This is a genomic window from Streptomyces sp. NPDC037054, from assembly GCF_055606745.1.
Window position 1 is genome coordinate 378,459 of record NZ_JBVJSJ010000004.1, and the last position, 16,653, is coordinate 395,111.

Sequence of the window (16,653 nt, forward strand, 5' to 3'; positions counted from 1 at the left end):
CCGCCGGAATCGCCCCGCGTGGGGCAAGTGGGCCGGTCGGAGGGGGTGTGGGCGTGCCGCTGCGGCGCCCCGGACGGGTCTCGCGAGAGTCGTCGTTTGATCGATCAAAGATCGTTTCCGCAGGTCACCTTAGGTTTACCTAAGTGACGCAGGGCACCCCGGGGTGATCCGGACGCGGCTTGTCAGGCTCCGAGGAATTACGCAACAATGGCGTTGTGAAAAACGTCGGTGAGGCTCGGGTGACCCCCACGGGGACCCCCCAGGAGGAGCTGGCGACCGGGGAGCGCTCGACGCGCAACCGAGTCGCGCGGTCCATCCTGGACCACGGCCCGTCCACCGTCGCCGAACTCGCGGGACGCCTGGGACTCACCCAGGCCGCCGTGCGGCGCCACCTGGACGCCCTGGTCGCCGACGACGTCGTCGAAGCACGTGAACAGCGGGTCTACGGGACGCGCACGCGCGGCCGGCCGGCCAAGGTGTTCGCGCTGACCGACTGCGGCCGCGACGCCTTCGACCAGTCGTACGACACGCTGGCCGCGGACGCGCTGCGATGGATCGCCGAGCGCGAGGGCGGGCAGGAAGCGGTCGCCGCCTTCGCCCGCGCCAGGATCGCCGCCCAGGCGAGCGCCTACCGCGAGGCCGTGAAGGACGCCGACCCGGACAAGCGCACCGAAGCCCTGGCCAAGGCACTGAGCGCCGACGGGTACGCTGCCACCGCGCGCAAGGCGCCCGTGGGGGAGCAGCTGTGCCAGCACCACTGCCCGGTCGCCCACGTCGCGGAGCAATTCCCTCAGCTGTGCGAGGCCGAGACGGAATTTTTCGCCGAGCTGCTCGGTACGCATGTGCAGCGGCTCGCGACCATCGCGCACGGCGACGGCGTCTGCACGACGTTCATCCCCAAGATTTCCGCTAACGCATCTGCAAGCACGGCCGGGAGGAACCCCGCATGACTCTCCCCACGGAGACTGCTCACCCCGAACTCGAGGGCCTGGGCAAGTACGAATACGGCTGGGCCGACCGGGACGAGGCCGGTGCGTCGGCGCGTCGCGGCCTGAACGAGGACGTCGTCCGGGACATCTCCGGCAAGAAGTCCGAGCCGGAGTGGATGACCAAGCTCCGCCTCAAGGGCCTCAAGCTGTTCGAGAAGAAGCCCATGCCGAACTGGGGTTCCGACCTGTCGGGCATCGACTTCGACAACATCAAGTACTTCGTGCGCTCCACCGAGAAGCAGGCCGCTTCCTGGGAGGAACTGCCCGAGGACATCAAGAACACGTACGACAAGCTCGGCATCCCGGAGGCGGAGAAGCAGCGCCTCGTCGCCGGTGTCGCCGCCCAGTACGAGTCCGAGGTCGTCTACCACCAGATCCGCGAGGACCTGGAGGAGCAGGGCGTCATCTTCCTCGACACCGACACCGCGCTGAAGGAGCACCCGGAGCTCTTCAAGGAGTACTTCGGCACCGTCATCCCCGCCGGTGACAACAAGTTCGCCGCGCTCAACACGGCCGTGTGGTCCGGCGGTTCCTTCATCTACGTGCCGAAGGGCGTGCACGTCGAGATCCCGCTCCAGGCCTACTTCCGCATCAACACGGAGAACATGGGCCAGTTCGAGCGGACCCTGATCATCGTCGACGAGGGTGCCTATGTGCACTACGTCGAGGGCTGCACGGCGCCGATCTACAAGTCGGACTCGCTGCACAGCGCCGTCGTCGAGATCATCGTCAAGAAGAACGCCCGCTGCCGGTACACGACCATCCAGAACTGGTCGAACAACGTCTACAACCTGGTCACCAAGCGCGCCGTGGCGTACGAGGGCGCGACCATGGAGTGGATCGACGGCAACATCGGCTCCAAGGTGACGATGAAGTACCCGGCCGTCTACCTGATGGGCGAGCACGCCAAGGGCGAGACCCTGTCCATCGCCTTCGCGGGCGAGGGCCAGCACCAGGACGCCGGATCCAAGATGGTCCACATGGCGCCGAACACGTCCTCCAACATCGTCTCGAAGTCCGTGGCGCGCGGTGGCGGCCGCACCTCCTACCGCGGTCTCGTCGAGATCGGCGAGGGCGCCCACGGCTCCAAGTCGAACGTGCTGTGCGACGCGCTGCTCGTCGACACCATCTCCCGCTCCGACACGTACCCCTACGTGGACGTCCGCGAGGACGACGTGTCCATGGGCCACGAGGCCACCGTCTCCAAGGTCTCCGAGGACCAGCTCTTCTACCTGATGAGCCGCGGTCTGAGCGAGTTCGAGGCGATGGCCATGATCGTGCGCGGCTTCGTCGAGCCCATCGCGAAGGAGCTGCCGATGGAGTACGCGCTGGAGCTCAACCGGCTGATCGAGCTGCAGATGGAAGGCTCGGTGGGCTGACGCCCGCGCGCCGTCCCATCACGCCACTTACGTAGGAAAGAGAGCACAACGACAGCCATGGCTGAGGCTCAGAACATCCCGGTCGGTTCCACGACCGCCGGCTCGATCGCGGTCGCCGCCGAGTCGACCGTCGCCACGCGCATGAGCGCGCCCCCGTCCTTCGACGTGGCGGACTTCCCGGTCCCGCACGGCCGCGAGGAGGAATGGCGGTTCACCCCGCTGGAGCGCCTGCGCGGCCTGCATGACGGCACCGCCGTCGCCACCGGCACCGGCGTGAAGGTCGACATCCAGGCCCCCGAGGGCGTCACCGTCGAGACCGTCGGCCGCGACGACGCGCGGCTCGGCAGGGCCGGCACCCCCGCGGACCGCGTCGCCGCCCAGGCGTACTCCGCCTTCGAGAAGGCCTCGGTCGTGACCGTGCCGAAGGAGACCGTCCTCACCGAGCCGATCCGCATCGCGGTGCACGGCGAGGGCGGCGTCGCCTACGGCCACCAGGTCGTCGAGCTGGGCGCGTTCGCCGAGGCCGTGGTCGTCATCGACCACACCGGCGACGCCGTGCTCGCCGCCAACGTCGACTACGTCCTCGGCGACGGCGCCAAGCTCACCGTCGTCTCCGTCCAGGACTGGGACGACAAGGCCGTGCACGTGGGCCAGCACAACACCCTCGTCGGCCGCGACGCCTCCTTCAAGTCGGTCGTCGTCACCTTCGGCGGCGACGTCGTCCGCCTCCACCCGCGCGTGACGTACGCCGGTCCCGGCGGCGAGGCCGAGCTGTTCGGCCTGTACTTCACGGACCGGGGCCAGCACCAGGAGCACCGCCTCCTGGTCGACCACAACGTCCCGCACTGCAAGTCCAACGTCGTCTACAAGGGCGCCCTCCAGGGCGACGACGCCCACGCCGTCTGGATCGGCGACGTCCTCATCGAGGCCGCCGCCGAGGGCACCGACACGTACGAGATGAACCGCAACCTCGTGCTGACCGACGGCGCCCGCGTCGACTCCGTGCCCAACCTCGAGATCGAGACCGGCGAGATCGTCGGCGCCGGCCACGCCTCCGCGACCGGTCGCTTCGACGACGAGCAGCTGTTCTACCTGATGGCCCGCGGCATCACGGAGCACGACGCCCGCCGACTGGTGGTCCGCGGCTTCTTCGCCGAACTGGTCCAGCAGATCGGTGTCCCCGACATCGAGGAGCGCCTGATCGGCAAGATCGAGGAGGAGCTGGAGGCCGCGGTCGCATGACCTTCGTACGCGTCTGTGCAGTGGGCGAGCTGGAGGAGGACACCCCGAAGCGGGTGGAACTCGACGGCACGCCCCTGTCCATCGTGCAGACGGAGGGCGAGGTGTTCGCGATCCACGACATCTGCTCGCACGCGAACGTGTCGCTCTCCGAGGGCGAGGTCGATGACTGCCACATCGAGTGCTGGCTGCACGGCTCGCGCTTCGACCTCCGTTCCGGCAAGCCCGACAGCCTTCCGGCGACGCGCCCCGTCCCCGTATACCCCGTAAAGATCGAAGGGGACGACGTGCTCGTCTCCCTCACCCAGGAGTCCTGAGGCACCCATGGCAACGCTTGAAATCCGAGACCTGCACGTCACCGTCGAGGTCGAGAACGGCACGAAGGAAATCCTCAAGGGTGTCGACCTCACCGTGAAGCAGGGCGAGACGCACGCCATCATGGGCCCCAACGGCTCCGGCAAGTCGACCCTCGCCTACTCCCTCGCGGGTCACCCCAAGTACACGATCACCGGCGGCACCGTCACCCTCGACGGCGAGGACGTCCTGGAGATGTCCGTCGACGAGCGCGCCCGCGCCGGCCTGTTCCTCGCCATGCAGTACCCGGTCGAGGTCCCCGGCGTCTCCGTCTCCAACTTCCTGCGCACCTCCGCCACCGCCATCCGCGGCGAGGCCCCCAAGCTGCGCACCTGGGTGAAGGAGGTCAAGGAGGCCATGGAGCGCCTCAACATGGACCCCGCCTTCGCCGAGCGCAACGTCAACGAGGGCTTCTCCGGCGGTGAGAAGAAGCGCCACGAGATCCTCCAGCTGGAGCTCCTCAAGCCGAAGATCGCGATCCTCGACGAGACCGACTCCGGCCTGGACGTCGACGCCCTGCGCGTCGTCTCCGAGGGCGTCAACCGGGTCCGCGAGACCGGCGAGGTCGGCACCCTGCTGATCACGCACTACACGCGCATCCTGCGCTACATCAAGCCCGACCACGTGCACGTCTTCTCCGGCGGCCGCATCGTCGAGTCCGGCGGCGCCGAGCTCGCCGACAAGCTGGAGGAAGAGGGCTACGAGGCATACACGAAGGGTGGCGCATCCGCGTGACACAGCTGCCGGGCCTCCTCGACACCGAGGCGATCCGCAAGGACTTCCCCATCCTGGACCGCCAGGTCCACGACGGCCAGAAGCTCGTGTACCTGGACAACGCGGCGACCAGCCAGAAGCCGCGCCAGGTGCTGGACGCACTCAGTGAGTACTACGAGCGCTACAACGCCAACGTCCACCGCGGTGTGCATGTGCTCGCCGAGGAGGCCACGGCGCTGTACGAGGGCGCGCGCGACAAGGTCGCGGAGTTCATCAACGCGCCTTCGCGCGACGAGGTGATCTTCACCAAGAACGCCTCGGAGTCGCTCAACCTCGTGGCCAACATGCTGGGCTGGGCCGACGAGCCCTACCGCGTGGACCACGAGACCGAGATCGTCATCACGGAGATGGAGCACCACTCCAACATCGTGCCGTGGCAGCTGCTCGCGCAGCGCACGGGCGCGAAGCTGAAGTGGTTCGGCCTCACCGACGACGGCCGCCTCGACCTGTCGAACATCGAGGAGGTCATCACCGAGAAGACGAAGATCGTCTCCTTCGTGCTGGTGTCCAACATCCTCGGCACGCACAACCCGGTCGAGGCCATCGTGCGCCGCGCACAGGAGGTCGGCGCGCTGGTCTGCGTCGACGCCTCCCAGGCCGCGCCGCACATGCCGCTGGACGTGCAGGCCCTCCAGGCCGACTTCGTGGCCTTCACCGGCCACAAGATGTGCGGCCCGACCGGCATCGGCGTGCTGTGGGGCCGCCAGGAACTGCTGGAAGACCTCCCGCCGTTCCTCGGCGGCGGCGAGATGATCGAGACCGTGTCGATGCACTCGTCGACGTACGCCCCCGCCCCGCACAAGTTCGAGGCGGGCACCCCGCCGATCGCGCAGGCGGTCGGCATGGGCGCGGCGATCGACTACCTCGAGTCGATCGGCATGGACAAGATCCTCGCCCACGAGCAGGCCCTCACCGAGTACGCCGTGAAGCGGCTGCTGGAGGTCCCCGACCTGCGCATCATCGGCCCGACGACGGCCGAGGACCGCGGGGCGGCGATCAGCTTCACCCTCGGGGACATCCACCCGCACGACGTGGGCCAGGTCCTCGACGAGCAGGGCATCGCGGTACGGGTCGGACACCACTGCGCCCGGCCCGTCTGCCTCAGGTACGGAATTCCTGCGACCACGCGAGCGTCGTTCTATCTGTACTCCACGCCGGCGGAGATCGACGCGCTCGTCGACGGCCTGGAGCACGTACGGAACTTCTTCGGCTGAGGGGCTGGCGGGAATCGTGAAGCTGGATTCGATGTACCAGGAAGTCATCCTGGACCACTACAAGAACCCGCACGGGCGGGGCTTGCGGGACGGCGACGCCGAGGTGCATCACGTCAACCCGACGTGCGGTGACGAGATCACGCTCCGCGTGAAGTACGACGGCACGACCGTCAAGGACGTCTCGTACGAGGGCCAGGGCTGTTCGATCAGCCAGGCGAGCGCGTCCGTGCTGAACGACCTGCTGGTCGGCAAGGACCTGGCCGAGGCGCAGAAGATCCAGGAGACCTTCCTGGAGCTGATGCAGTCCAAGGGCCGGATCGAGCCCGACGACGCGATGGAGGAGGTCCTGGAGGACGCGGTCGCGTTCGCCGGGGTCTCCAAGTACCCGGCGCGGGTGAAGTGCGCCCTCCTGAGCTGGATGGCGTGGAAGGACGCGACGGCCCAGGTGCTGGGCGGAGCCGACGCCGAAAGGAAGACGGCATGAGCGAGACGACCGACACCGTGGAGATGAAGCCGGCCTCCGAGGAGGAACTCCGCGAGGCCCTGATGGACGTCGTCGACCCCGAGCTGGGCATCGACGTCGTCAATCTCGGCCTGATCTACGGCATTCACGTCGACGACGCCAACATCGCGACCATCGACATGACCCTGACCTCGGCGGCCTGTCCGCTGACCGACGTCATCGAGGACCAGGCCAAGTCCGCGACGGACGGCCTGGTCAGCGAGCTGCGCATCAACTGGGTCTGGATGCCGCCGTGGGGCCCGGACAAGATCACGGACGACGGCCGCGAGCAGTTGCGGGCGCTGGGGTTCAACGTCTGAGCCCCCACCTCGTGGTTCCCGAAGGCCCAGGTCCGTCCGGACCTGGGCCTTCGTGCTGCCCGCGCGCACGGCCCGGATATGTACGCCCGTACACATGCTGGGTACGCTCGTCCGCATGGGATACCTGCTGCTCGCCGGGGCCATCGCCGCCGAGGTCGGCGCCACGACCGCGATGAAGTACAGCGACGGGTTCAGCAGGCTCTGGCCTTCGCTGCTGACCGCGTTCGGGTACCTCGTCTCCTTCGCCCTCCTCGCGCAGACGCTGAAGACCGTCTCCGTCGGCACGGCCTACGCGATCTGGTCCGGCGTCGGGACGGCCGCGATCGCCACGATCGGCATTGTCTTCCTCGGTGAGGGGATGACCGCCGCCAAGGCCGCCGGGATGGCGCTGATCATCGTCGGCGTCGTGGTGCTGAACATGGGCGGCGCGCACTGAGGCCCCGCCGGTACGACCCCGAGCGGCGCCGGAGGATCATCGACGCGGCGATCCGGGTCGTGGGCGCCAAAGGCCTCGCCGGGCTGAGCCACCGCTCGGTCGCCGCCGAGGCGGACGTCCCGCTGGGCTCGACCACGTACCACTTCGCGACGCTCGACGAGCTGATGGTCGCCGCGCTGCGGCAGGCCAACGAGGGCTTCGCGAAGGTCGTCGCCTCCCGCGGCGGCCTGGCCGACCCCGGCACCGACCTGGCCGGCGAACTGGCGGGCCTGATGGGGGAGTGGCTCGCCGGCGACCGCACCGGCGTGGAGCTGGAGTACGAGCTCTACCTCGCGGCCCTGCGCCGCCCGGCCCTGCGCCCGGTCGCCGCCGAGTGGTCGCGCGACCTCGCCGCCCTGCTGGCCCGCCGCACCGACCCCGTCACGGCCCGCGCGCTGGTCGCCGTCGTGGACGGCATCTGCCTCCAGGCGCTGCTGACGGGGGTGCCGTACGACGAGGGGTACGCGCGGGAGGTGCTGAGGCGGGTGCTGGCGTGAGGGGTCGCGGGAGGTGTGGGGGCGGGTGCCGGCGTGAGGGGTCGCGTGGGAGGTGTGGGGGGTGGGTGCCGGCGTGAGTGGTCGCGTGGGAGGGGTTGGCCTGAGCGGGCGGTCGGGGCTGCGGGTGGGCCCCGGACCGGAGCGTGAGACGGGTGGGGCACCGGTTCGCACCTCCGACGCCCGTCACGTTAGGTTTCCCCTATGACCGACACGACTGCACCTCGCACCACCGGCGCCGTTGCCGCCGGCCTCGCCACGATCGCCGCCGACGGCACCGTCCTCGACACCTGGTTCCCCGCGCCCGAGCTCGTCGCGGAGGCCGGTCCCGCCGGCACCGAGCGGCTGTCGGCCGAGCGTGCCGTGGAGCTGCTCGGCGAGGGCGCCGCCAAGGCGATCGGCCCGGACGCCCGCCGCGGCGTCGAGGTGGTCGCGGTCCGCACGGTCATCTCCTCGATCGCCGAGAAGCCGCTCGACGCCCACGACGTCTACCTGCGCCTGCACCTGCTGTCGCACCGCCTGGTCAAGCCGCACGGCCAGAGCCTGGACGGCATCTTCGGCCACCTCGCCAACGTCGCCTGGACCTCCCTCGGCCCGGTCGCCGTGGACGACCTGGAGCGGGTCCGCCTGAACGCCCGCGCGGAGGGCCTGCACCTCCAGGTGACCTCGGTCGACAAGTTCCCGCGCATGACGGACTACGTCGCCCCGAAGGGCGTCCGCATCGCCGACGCCGACCGGGTCCGCCTGGGCGCGCACCTCGCCGAGGGCACCACGGTCATGCACGAGGGCTTCGTCAACTTCAACGCCGGCACGCTCGGCACGTCGATGGTCGAGGGCCGCATCTCCGCGGGCGTCGTCATCGGCGACGGCTCGGACATCGGCGGCGGCGCCTCCACCATGGGGACGCTGTCCGGCGGCGGCAACGTCATCATCTCCATCGGCGAGCGCTGCCTGATCGGCGCCGAGGCGGGCGTCGGCATCGCGCTGGGCGACGAGTGCGTGGTCGAGGCCGGCCTCTACGTCACCGCGGGCACGCGCGTCACGATGCCCGACGGCCAGATCGTCAAAGCCCGCGAACTCTCCGGCGCCTCGAACATCCTGTTCCGCCGCAACTCGGTCACCGGCGCCGTCGAGGCCCGCCCGAACAACGCGGTGTGGGGCGGTCTGAACGACGTTCTGCACAGCCACAACTGACCAGCGCGCGCGGTCGTTCGACGAGCGCCCTCCCACCGGTCCGTGAACGGCCGGTTCCGGGAGGGCGCTCGTGTGTGATGTGTGGGTCGGTCGTGTCGCCTTACAGCTTGGTCATCTTGGAGTACGGGCTCAGGATCCGCTGCTGGGCCGAGCCGAAATCCACGAGGGCCGCGATCCCGTCCTCGATGCCGATCACCCGGCCGAGGCCGTACATGTCGTGTGTCACCTGGTCGCCGAGGGCGAAGTCCTTGGAGGCCGGGGCGACCCGGGCTTTGAAGGGGCTGGTGGGCAGATGGCGGTGGAGCGCAGGAGGCTTTGTCATTGCCCCCAGTATGCGCCGCGCGCGGCCCGTTCGGTGCGGCGGTCCCGCGTCTGGTTGAACACAGATGCCGACGGCAACGTCCGTCCCACGGGATCACGTACGGGTTGTCCCGCGTGACCTCGCCCCTCTCCGCGCTGATGAACCAGGCGCACCACAGGACAACGAGGGGAACGACTGTGACGAACGAGCGGACACGGACCGCGCTGCGGCGGTCCGCCGGGGTGCTGGCTCTGGCGGCGGTGGCGGTGTGCTGCTGGCCGACTGGGGCCGCGCACGCCGACGAGAACAACGCCGGGTCGCACAACGGGCACCGGTTCGGGCTGGTCAACATGGGGCAGGTCGACGACCCGATGGAGGACGTGCTGGAACATCTGCTGTTGGTGGGCGGCCGGCACACCTGGAGCTGACGGCCGCCTCGGCCTCCGGGTTCTTTCCGTGCCGCGGTGGCATAGCCCGCCCTCCCCACGCGCGTCTCAAGGAGGCGCAGGGGGCGGGCACCAGGCTCGCCCGGAGAAGAGAAGGTGACGATGGATGCCGAGGCACAGGAGAGTTTCCGGCAGTTCGTGGCGAACCGGTCGTCCGCGTTGCTGAGGACGGCGGTCCTGCTGACCGGTGGCGACCGGCACGCCGGCGAGGATCTCCTGCAGAACGCCCTGATCAAGGCGGCCGGACGCTGGAACCGCATCGACGAACCCGAGGCGTACGTACGGCAGATCCTCTACCGGCAGCAGGTCAGCCGCTGGCGGCTCAAGTGGCCCCGGAGGGAGTTCAGCGTCGCCGAGCCGCCCGAGGACGGCGCCGGCTCCGACGGCACCGCCGCCGCCGACCTGCGCCTGGTGCTGCGCGGCGCGCTGGCCCGGCTGACCGCGCGGCAGCGCACCGTGCTGGTGCTGCGCTATTTCGAGGACCTGCCGGAGGCCGACGTGGCCCGGCTGCTCGGCTGCTCCGTGGGCACCGTACGGTCCACCACCCACCGTTCCCTGGCCCGGCTGCGCGCCCTCGCGCCCGAACTGGCCGCCCTCGGAACGGAGTTTCCCGCCGGACCCCCGTCCCGTGACTACTCGCCCGTGGAGGTGCGGCCGTGAACGTCGAGGAGCTTCTGCGTGACACGCTGCGCGAGCAGGCCGGCGAACAGACGCCGGCCGGGCCCGGGTTCGCCGACCGGGTGCTGGCCGCCCGCCGGCGCCGCCGCGGCCGGCGTCTCGCGTCGATCGCCGCCGCCACGGCCGCCGTCGTCGCCGTCGCCGTAGGGGTGCCGACGCCGGACTCGGGCGACGAGCCCGTGCGGCCCGCGGGCGTCGTGGAACCCGACGGCATCGGCGCCCACCCCGACCAGTCGCCGCCGCGCGACATGATCGCGGCCGGGCGGGTGGCCCTCGCCGCGTACTGGACGGGCCTGACCGTGCCGCTGAAGGAGGACCCGAGGACGGAGGACCCGAAGACGGAAGACCCGAAGTCGGAGGACCCCGAGCGGGCGGAGGACCCGAAGCGGGCGGTCACCGTGCGCACCTACTGGCTCCTCGACCCGAGGAGCGGCCGGTACGAGAAGGACACCCGGTGGTCCCGGGTCGCCGTGGCCCCCGGCCTGCGCACCGCCGCCGTGCTGGAGCAGGAGCTGCCCGCCCGGCGGATCGGTCTGCTCGACCTGGCGAGCGGTGAGGTGAAGCGGTGGATCCCGGTCGACCGGGGCGTCGGTGCCCTCGCGTTCTCGGAGGACGGCACGAAGCTCGTCGCGACGACCTACACGGGCCGTCCCGACGAACTCCAGTGGGTGGAGGGCAGCGAGGTGACCGGCTGGATGCCTCCGGTCGGCCCTGCCACCCGTACCGGCTTCACCGTCGTCGACGTGGCCTCCGGCAGGGCCGACTGGGCCCCCGTCCCCTCCGGCGAAGGCGTCTACAACGGCCAGGACTTCGCCTTCGGCCACGACGGGCGCACGGTGTACTGCCAGGTCGTCGGCGAGCGGGACGGGTTGTCGCAGTTCTACGACCTCGCCGGCAACGAGATCGCCGCTCCCGCGAACGAACGGCACCTGCGCTCCGACGTCGGCGCCCGGCTGTCCCCGGACGGCTCCCTCGCGGCGTGGGGGCTGTCGAAGGAGGTGGCGCCCGGCAAGTCGTACTCCTCGATCCGCGACCCCCGCACCGGCAAGGAGATCACCAAGGTGCGCGGGGCCGAACTGCTCGCCTGGGCCGACGACGACCGGCTCGTCGCGTGGGAGCGGGTCACGCCTTTGGACGAGGGCTACCGGCCCCGGCTCGTGCTGGTCACGATCGGCAGTGACAAGGTCGTACCGCTGAGCGGTGTCAGGGAACAGGACACGTCCTTCGAGCGGCACGGCTGGGAGCCCGTCTTCGCGCTGCGCTGACCGCCCCCGCGCGGGTTCGCCCACCGCCGTGTGCGGTCAGGCCGAGGCCGCGAGCAGCCGCTCGTACGCCTCCCGCAGCCCGTCGGCCGTCTCCCGGTCGGCGGGCCCGAGCGGCCGGCGGGGCGGGCCCGCCGGAAGGCCCAGCTCGCCGAGCAGGGCCTTCACGGTGACCGTGCCGGGCAGGCCCGCCGCCATCATCAACTCGACGAGTTCCGCGGCCTGTCGCTGGAGCCGGGCCGCGTCGGCCGTGCGGCCCGCGTCGAACGCGTCGAGGATCGCGCGGAAGTGACGCGGCGCCACATTCGCCACCGTGCTCACGCAGCCCGCGCCGCCGTTCGCGTACTGGGCGAGCGTGTACTCGTCGCAGCCCGTGTAGTACGCCAACTCCGTGCGCGCCAGGACCTTCTGGGTGCCCAGCAGGTCGTACGCGCAGTCCTTGACCGCCACGATGCGCGGATGCCCGGCGAGCCGCAGCATCGTCGCGGGCTCGACGCGGGTGCCGGTGCGGCCGGGGATGTCGTACAGCATCAGCGGCAGCCCGGACGCGTCCGCGACCTCCCGGAAGTGCGCCTCGACGTCGGCCTGCGGCGGCCTGCTGTAGTACGGCGTGACCACCAGCACGCCGTCCGCGCCCGCCTTCTCGGCGTCCCGGGCCAGCTCCACGGCGTGCCGGGTGTCGGAGGTGCCCACGCCCGCGACGATGTGCGCGCGGTCGCCCACCGCGTCGCGGACGGCCCTCACCAGCGCCGCCTTCTCGGCGTCCGTCGTGGTCGGCGACTCGCCGGTCGTGCCCGACAGCACGAGCCCGTCGCAGCCCTCGTCCACCAGCCGTACGGCAAGCCGCCGGGCGCCGTCGAGGTCCAGCGCCCCCGACTCCGTGAAGGGCGTGACCATGGCGCACAGCAGGCGGCCGAAGGGCGGGGCGGCGGATGGCGGGGTGGGCGTGGCCGTGGGCGTCGTCATGGGAGTAGTCTCGGCGCGCCGACAGTGAAGCTCTACTTAATTCTTCTACGGGATACCTCTCAGTAGTGCTTACGTGTTCGGTTGTGGACGGGAGGGGTACCCGGGCCGTCCGGAACCGAGAGGAGGCGGAACGTGACCGGGACCATGGACACCGGACGCCCCGTGCGCGACGAGCACCACTCCGTGGGCGAACTCGTCGGACAGGCCACCGAACAGCTCTCCCAGCTCGTACGCCAGGAGATGGCCCTCGCCAAGATGGAACTGGCCGAGAAGGGCAAACGCGCCGGCAAGGGCGGCGGAATGCTCGGCGGCGCGGGCGCCTTCGCCTATGCGGGACTGCTCGCCCTGTCCGCCACGGGCATCGCCGCACTCGCACTGGTACTGCCGGTCTGGGCCGCGGCGCTCATCGTGACGGCGGTGCTGTTCGTGATCGCCGGCGTGCTGGCCGCGTTGGGGCGCGCCCAGTTGCGCCGCGCCACACCGCCCACGCCCGAGGCGACCCTCGGCAGCGTCAGGGCCGACGTCGAGGAGATCAGGGAAAGGGCACACCGATGACGCCTGCCGGGGCCAAGGGGCCAGAGGAGCTGAGGCAGCAGATCGAACGCACGCGCAGGCAACTCGGCAACACCGTCGAGGAGCTGGCGGGCAAGACGGACGTGAAGGGCCGCGCCCGGGCCCGGGCGGCCGACCTGCGGGACAAGGCCGGCGCGATGACCGTCCAACTGCGCAGCTCCGCCGCGCAGGCGGGCCACGCCGTGCAGGGCCGGGCCAGCAAGGCCGGTCACACCGTGCAGGGCAAGGCGGCGAAGGCGGGACACGCCGTGCAGGGCCGGGTCACCGGGGCGGGCCACACGGCGCACGGCAGGGCGGGCGAGGCCGGCCACGCCGTGCGGGGCGGCGCCACCGAGGCCGGGCAGGTGGCCAAGGCCAGGGCCGCGCACGCCAGGCGGGAGCTGAGCCGCCCACCGGGGCCGGTCGGCAGCGTCGCCGGCTTGGCGATGCGACACCCGAGGCCGGTGATGCTGGCCGGCGCCGTGCTCGGCGCGGCGGTCGTGGGCGGGCTCCTGGCGCGACGCCGGCACTGGCGGTATTGAGCGGCGTCGGCCGTCCCCGCGGACGGCCGCGCGGCGCCCGCGCCCGCGAAAGTCGTACGGCGCGGGCGCGTCGGCCGTCTCCGCGGACGGCCGCGCGGCGCCTGCGACCGCGCCCGCGAGTCGGACGGCGACTCCGGTCGAGGCCACTCGACCGGAGTCGCTCACGTCTGCCCCCCCCGCGGCCCCGCGCGTGCCCTGCCAACCCCGCGACTTGACCTCAACCTCACTTGAGGGCCGAACGTGGCCGGCATGACGCGACGCACCGACACGCATCCCGACCCCGCCGACCCCCGGATCGGCGCCCCCTTCTTCAGCACCTGGCGCCTCGGCACGCCCGAGCGGCAGCGGCAGGCCGTCGAGGCGGTGGCCGCCACCTGGGAGCGCAGGCCCTGGCCGGCCGCCGACCTGCTCGGCTACCACCTCTACACGGGCCACGACGGCTCCACGCTGATGCACTACTCGCAGTGGCGCAGCGAGCAGGCGTACGAGGCCTTCGTGAAGACCCACCGGCAGGAACGCAACGACGAGATCGACACCGCCGTGCCCGGCATCGAGCGCCTCGGCCTCGGCCGGTTCCGGCACTACCGCAGCGCCGGCGCCCCGGACCGGGGCGGACGCGTGCCCGGCTGCGTCGTGGTCGTCGACGTCGAGTTCGAGGGGCCCGACCCGGAGCGGCAGCGCGCCTGGGTCGACGCCGTCCTGGAGGCGCTGGACGGCGACCCGAGTCCGCACCCCGGCGGCATCGCCGCCCACTTCCACCTCACCACCGACGGCACCCGGGTCCTCAACTACGCGGAGTGGGAGAGCGCGCAGGCCCACATCGACGCGCTGGCCGCGCCGGGGGACGGCATCGGCGCCGCCACCGAGCAGTGGCAACGGGTGCAGAACTGGCCGGGGTTGAAGAGCAGCACGGTCACCCGCTACGACCACGCGGTCGGACTCGTACCCGTCTGAGCGGAGCCCACCGGGACAAGCGTGTGCCCCGGGGCCGGACCGTGGCCCCGGGGCACATCGCGGTCACGGATGGAAGCGCAGCACCTGCGGGTCGTGGTCGCTGATCTGGTCGTGGAACTCGGCGTTGATGTGCACGCTGTCGTACTCGAAGTCGCAGCCGCGCCGGATCGCCGGGCTGATCAGGATCTGGTCGAGCGTCTGGCTGTTGCCCTGGTACGTGTAGCTGTACCGCTCGCCGCGGGGCAGCGACTTGATCGCCGACCACAGCGCGCTGTCCCGCTCGAGGATCTTCGTCGTCTCGGAGAACTCGAAGTCGTTGATGTCGCCGAGGGCGATCACGGCCGCGTTCTTCTGGACGTCGAGGACGTCCTTGACGAAGGCGTTCACGGAGGCGGCCTGGAGGTGGCGCTGGGTCTCCGAGCTGCGCACCGGCGGCTGGTACTGCGAGGTCAGGCCCTGGTCGCTGCCCTTGGAGCTGAAGTGGTTGGCGATCACGATGACGGGCCGCCCGCGGAAGACGAACTCGCCGGCCAGCGGCTTGCGGCTGTCCTCCCAGGCCGCGCCCGCCGGGTCGATGCGGCCGGGGGAGACCGTGAGGGCCGCCCGGCCGTTCTTCTCGGTGACGCCGACGGGCGTGGTGGCGTCGCCGCCCGCGCGGTCCGCGAACGACACCCGCTCCGGGTTGAACAGGAACACCTGGCGGATGTTGCCGCCCGGCTGGCCGCCGTCCGTGCCGTCGGCCGGGTCGATGCCGCGCCAGTCGTAGCGCGGGCCGCCCGCCGCGACGATCGCGTCGATCAGCTTCGTCACCGTCAGGTCGGCGGCCACCGTGCCGTCGTTCGTGGCGCCGTTGTTGTCCTGGATCTCCTCCAGGGACACGATGTCGGGCGACTTCAGGTTGTTCACGATCGCGTCCGCGTGGGCGCCGAACGTGTCGTCGGACGGGTCGAGGTTCTCGACGTTGTACGTCGCCACGGCGAGCTCGCCCGCGCGCTGCTTGCGGGTGGTCTCGCGCTGCAGACCGGCGCTCTCGAGGGTGCCGAGCTCACTGGCGACCAGGGTGTAGCCGCCGTACTGGTTGTAGTCCAGCGGGCCCGTCGTCGGGCCGGCGAGGGTGTCGCCGACGTTCGCGTCCGGGAAGTCGGCGGGGCGGCCGAGGGACTGGATCTGGAGACGGCCGGTGTTCTGGGAGGCGTACGAGCCGTACACCGTGCCGCCGCGGCGGTTGGCGTTCTCGTCCGGCTTCACCGTGACCCACAGCTCGGTGTACGGGTCGGTGGCGCCGACCACGCGGGCGTCGGCGACCCGGATGTTCATGCCCTCCAGGGACTCGTAGAAGTCCAGGGCGTACGTGGCGGGCTCCAGCGGCAGCGCGTTGATCGAGCCGTTCGGCTCCGGGGTGTACGCGTCCGGCACCGCGTCGGCGTCGACGACCGCCGGGGCCGGGAGCGCGTTGCCGGAGGACACGACGGTGATCGTGGGCCGGGAGATCTGCGTCAGCGACTGGTTGCCGGAGGAGACGCCGCCGGGGACGTACTCCGTGACCGTGCCGGACAGGGTGACCGCGTCGCCGACGGCCACCTTCGGGGTGGAACTGGTGAAGACGAACAGGCCCTCACTGGTGGCCGGGTCGGCGTCCGGGTTCGGGTCCTGGATCCAGAAACCGCGGGAACCGTAGGTGCGCACGCCGGTGACGATGCCGGTCACGTCCGTGACCTGCTTGCCGACGTACGGGGACGTCCGGGTGGTGCCCTGGATGTCGTGGACGCGCACGGTGTCGGCGTGCGCCGGGGATATGAGGACGACGGTGGACGCCGCGGAACACACGGCGGCGACGGTGAGCGCGGCGAGGCGCGCGGACGACTTGCTCGGCAACGGGATCCCTCCGGGGACATGACGATGCGCCGGGACGAGGGCGGATGAGAAACGCGGGGAGCGTGACCGGATGGGGCGGTGCGACGCGCGTAGCGGTCGGTGAACAGCTGTCCCCCGACTTCTACGCGCGTCAATCTCCAGCC

General features: G+C 71.0%; 20 protein-coding genes. 17 read left to right on the forward strand and 3 right to left on the reverse strand.

Features of this window, described 5'->3' with window-relative positions; all coding sequences use genetic code 11:
• Nucleotides 1-215: 215 nt before the first annotated feature.
• The 11 genes from ACZ7D7_RS12610 (at nt 216) to dapD (ending at nt 8,934) form a co-directional block, all read left to right on the forward strand.
• Nucleotides 216-950, forward strand: coding sequence for a helix-turn-helix transcriptional regulator (locus ACZ7D7_RS12610; RefSeq protein ID WP_470824071.1), 735 nt, complete (start codon nt 216-218; stop codon nt 948-950).
• Complete coding sequence (sufB, locus tag ACZ7D7_RS12615) at nt 947-2,368, forward strand: Fe-S cluster assembly protein SufB (RefSeq protein ID WP_470824072.1); 1,422 nt, start codon at nt 947-949, stop codon at nt 2,366-2,368. The genes ACZ7D7_RS12610 and sufB overlap by 4 nt, the downstream gene beginning before the upstream one ends.
• A 57-nt stretch (nt 2,369-2,425) precedes the next feature.
• Nucleotides 2,426-3,610, forward strand: a complete 1,185-nt coding sequence (sufD, locus tag ACZ7D7_RS12620; protein ID WP_470824073.1) for a Fe-S cluster assembly protein SufD — start codon at nt 2,426-2,428, stop codon at nt 3,608-3,610.
• Nucleotides 3,607-3,924 carry a non-heme iron oxygenase ferredoxin subunit gene (locus ACZ7D7_RS12625; protein WP_470824074.1) on the forward strand — a complete coding sequence of 106 codons (318 nt, stop codon included), beginning with the start codon at nt 3,607-3,609 and terminating at the stop codon, nt 3,922-3,924. Before sufD ends, ACZ7D7_RS12625 begins: the two co-directional genes overlap by 4 nt.
• A gap of 7 nt (nt 3,925-3,931) precedes the next feature.
• Nucleotides 3,932-4,696 (forward strand): Fe-S cluster assembly ATPase SufC, encoded by a 765-nt coding sequence (gene sufC, locus ACZ7D7_RS12630; protein WP_470824075.1) that lies wholly within the window; start codon nt 3,932-3,934, stop codon nt 4,694-4,696.
• Nucleotides 4,693-5,949, forward strand: coding sequence for a cysteine desulfurase (locus tag ACZ7D7_RS12635; RefSeq protein ID WP_470824076.1), 1,257 nt, complete (start codon nt 4,693-4,695; stop codon nt 5,947-5,949). The genes sufC and ACZ7D7_RS12635 overlap by 4 nt, the downstream gene beginning before the upstream one ends.
• A 16-nt stretch (nt 5,950-5,965) precedes the next feature.
• On the forward strand, nt 5,966-6,433 hold the full coding sequence (gene sufU / locus ACZ7D7_RS12640; protein WP_470824077.1) for a Fe-S cluster assembly sulfur transfer protein SufU: 468 nt from the start codon (nt 5,966-5,968) through the stop codon (nt 6,431-6,433).
• The gene (locus ACZ7D7_RS12645) at nt 6,430-6,771 is read left to right on the forward strand and encodes a metal-sulfur cluster assembly factor (protein ID WP_470824078.1); all 342 of its coding nucleotides are present in this window, start codon (nt 6,430-6,432) and stop codon (nt 6,769-6,771) included. The genes sufU and ACZ7D7_RS12645 overlap by 4 nt, the downstream gene beginning before the upstream one ends.
• Nucleotides 6,772-6,886: 115 nt before the next feature.
• A complete protein-coding gene (locus tag ACZ7D7_RS12650) occupies nt 6,887-7,207 on the forward strand; it encodes a DMT family transporter (protein WP_470824261.1) in 321 nt (106 codons plus the stop codon).
• Nucleotides 7,204-7,743: a TetR/AcrR family transcriptional regulator gene (locus ACZ7D7_RS12655; RefSeq protein WP_470824262.1), complete on the forward strand. Its 540-nt coding sequence runs from the start codon at nt 7,204-7,206 to the stop codon at nt 7,741-7,743. Before ACZ7D7_RS12650 ends, ACZ7D7_RS12655 begins: the two co-directional genes overlap by 4 nt.
• Before the next feature lie 201 nt (nt 7,744-7,944).
• Entirely contained in the window at nt 7,945-8,934 is a 990-nt protein-coding gene (gene dapD, locus ACZ7D7_RS12660; RefSeq protein WP_470824079.1) for a 2,3,4,5-tetrahydropyridine-2,6-dicarboxylate N-succinyltransferase, read from the forward strand.
• A 100-nt stretch (nt 8,935-9,034) separates the two neighbouring features.
• On the opposite strand, the gene ACZ7D7_RS12665 is transcribed toward dapD, so the two are convergent.
• Entirely contained in the window at nt 9,035-9,256 is a 222-nt protein-coding gene (locus ACZ7D7_RS12665; protein ID WP_470824080.1) for a hypothetical protein, read from the reverse strand.
• 176 nt (nt 9,257-9,432) lie between these two features.
• On the opposite strand from ACZ7D7_RS12665, the gene ACZ7D7_RS12670 reads away from it, so the two are divergent.
• The 3 genes from ACZ7D7_RS12670 (at nt 9,433) to ACZ7D7_RS12680 (ending at nt 11,624) form a co-directional block, all read left to right on the forward strand.
• On the forward strand, nt 9,433-9,663 hold the full coding sequence (locus tag ACZ7D7_RS12670; protein WP_470824081.1) for a hypothetical protein: 231 nt from the start codon (nt 9,433-9,435) through the stop codon (nt 9,661-9,663).
• 120 nt (nt 9,664-9,783) lie between these two features.
• Nucleotides 9,784-10,341 (forward strand): SigE family RNA polymerase sigma factor, encoded by a 558-nt coding sequence (locus ACZ7D7_RS12675; protein ID WP_470824082.1) that lies wholly within the window; start codon nt 9,784-9,786, stop codon nt 10,339-10,341.
• Nucleotides 10,338-11,624, forward strand: a complete 1,287-nt coding sequence (locus ACZ7D7_RS12680) for a WD40 repeat domain-containing protein (protein WP_470824083.1) — start codon at nt 10,338-10,340, stop codon at nt 11,622-11,624. Before ACZ7D7_RS12675 ends, ACZ7D7_RS12680 begins: the two co-directional genes overlap by 4 nt.
• A gap of 36 nt (nt 11,625-11,660) precedes the next feature.
• Here ACZ7D7_RS12680 and dapA read toward each other — a convergent pair whose 3' ends face one another.
• The gene (gene dapA / locus ACZ7D7_RS12685) at nt 11,661-12,587 is read right to left on the reverse strand and encodes a 4-hydroxy-tetrahydrodipicolinate synthase (RefSeq protein WP_470824084.1); all 927 of its coding nucleotides are present in this window, start codon (nt 12,585-12,587) and stop codon (nt 11,661-11,663) included.
• Between the two features lie 132 nt (nt 12,588-12,719).
• Here dapA and ACZ7D7_RS12690 point away from each other — a divergent pair, with 132 nt between their 5' ends.
• The 3 genes from ACZ7D7_RS12690 (at nt 12,720) to ACZ7D7_RS12700 (ending at nt 14,635) form a co-directional block, all read left to right on the forward strand.
• On the forward strand, nt 12,720-13,142 hold the full coding sequence (locus ACZ7D7_RS12690; protein ID WP_470824086.1) for a phage holin family protein: 423 nt from the start codon (nt 12,720-12,722) through the stop codon (nt 13,140-13,142).
• Entirely contained in the window at nt 13,139-13,681 is a 543-nt protein-coding gene (locus tag ACZ7D7_RS12695; RefSeq protein ID WP_470824087.1) for a DUF3618 domain-containing protein, read from the forward strand. The genes ACZ7D7_RS12690 and ACZ7D7_RS12695 overlap by 4 nt, the downstream gene beginning before the upstream one ends.
• A gap of 249 nt (nt 13,682-13,930) precedes the next feature.
• Complete coding sequence (locus tag ACZ7D7_RS12700) at nt 13,931-14,635, forward strand: antibiotic biosynthesis monooxygenase (RefSeq protein WP_470824088.1); 705 nt, start codon at nt 13,931-13,933, stop codon at nt 14,633-14,635.
• Between the two features lie 63 nt (nt 14,636-14,698).
• Here the strand turns inward: ACZ7D7_RS12700 and ACZ7D7_RS12705 are convergent, their stop codons facing one another.
• Nucleotides 14,699-16,510 carry an endonuclease/exonuclease/phosphatase family protein gene (locus tag ACZ7D7_RS12705; protein ID WP_470824089.1) on the reverse strand — a complete coding sequence of 604 codons (1,812 nt, stop codon included), beginning with the start codon at nt 16,508-16,510 and terminating at the stop codon, nt 14,699-14,701.
• Nucleotides 16,511-16,653 lie beyond the last annotated feature (143 nt).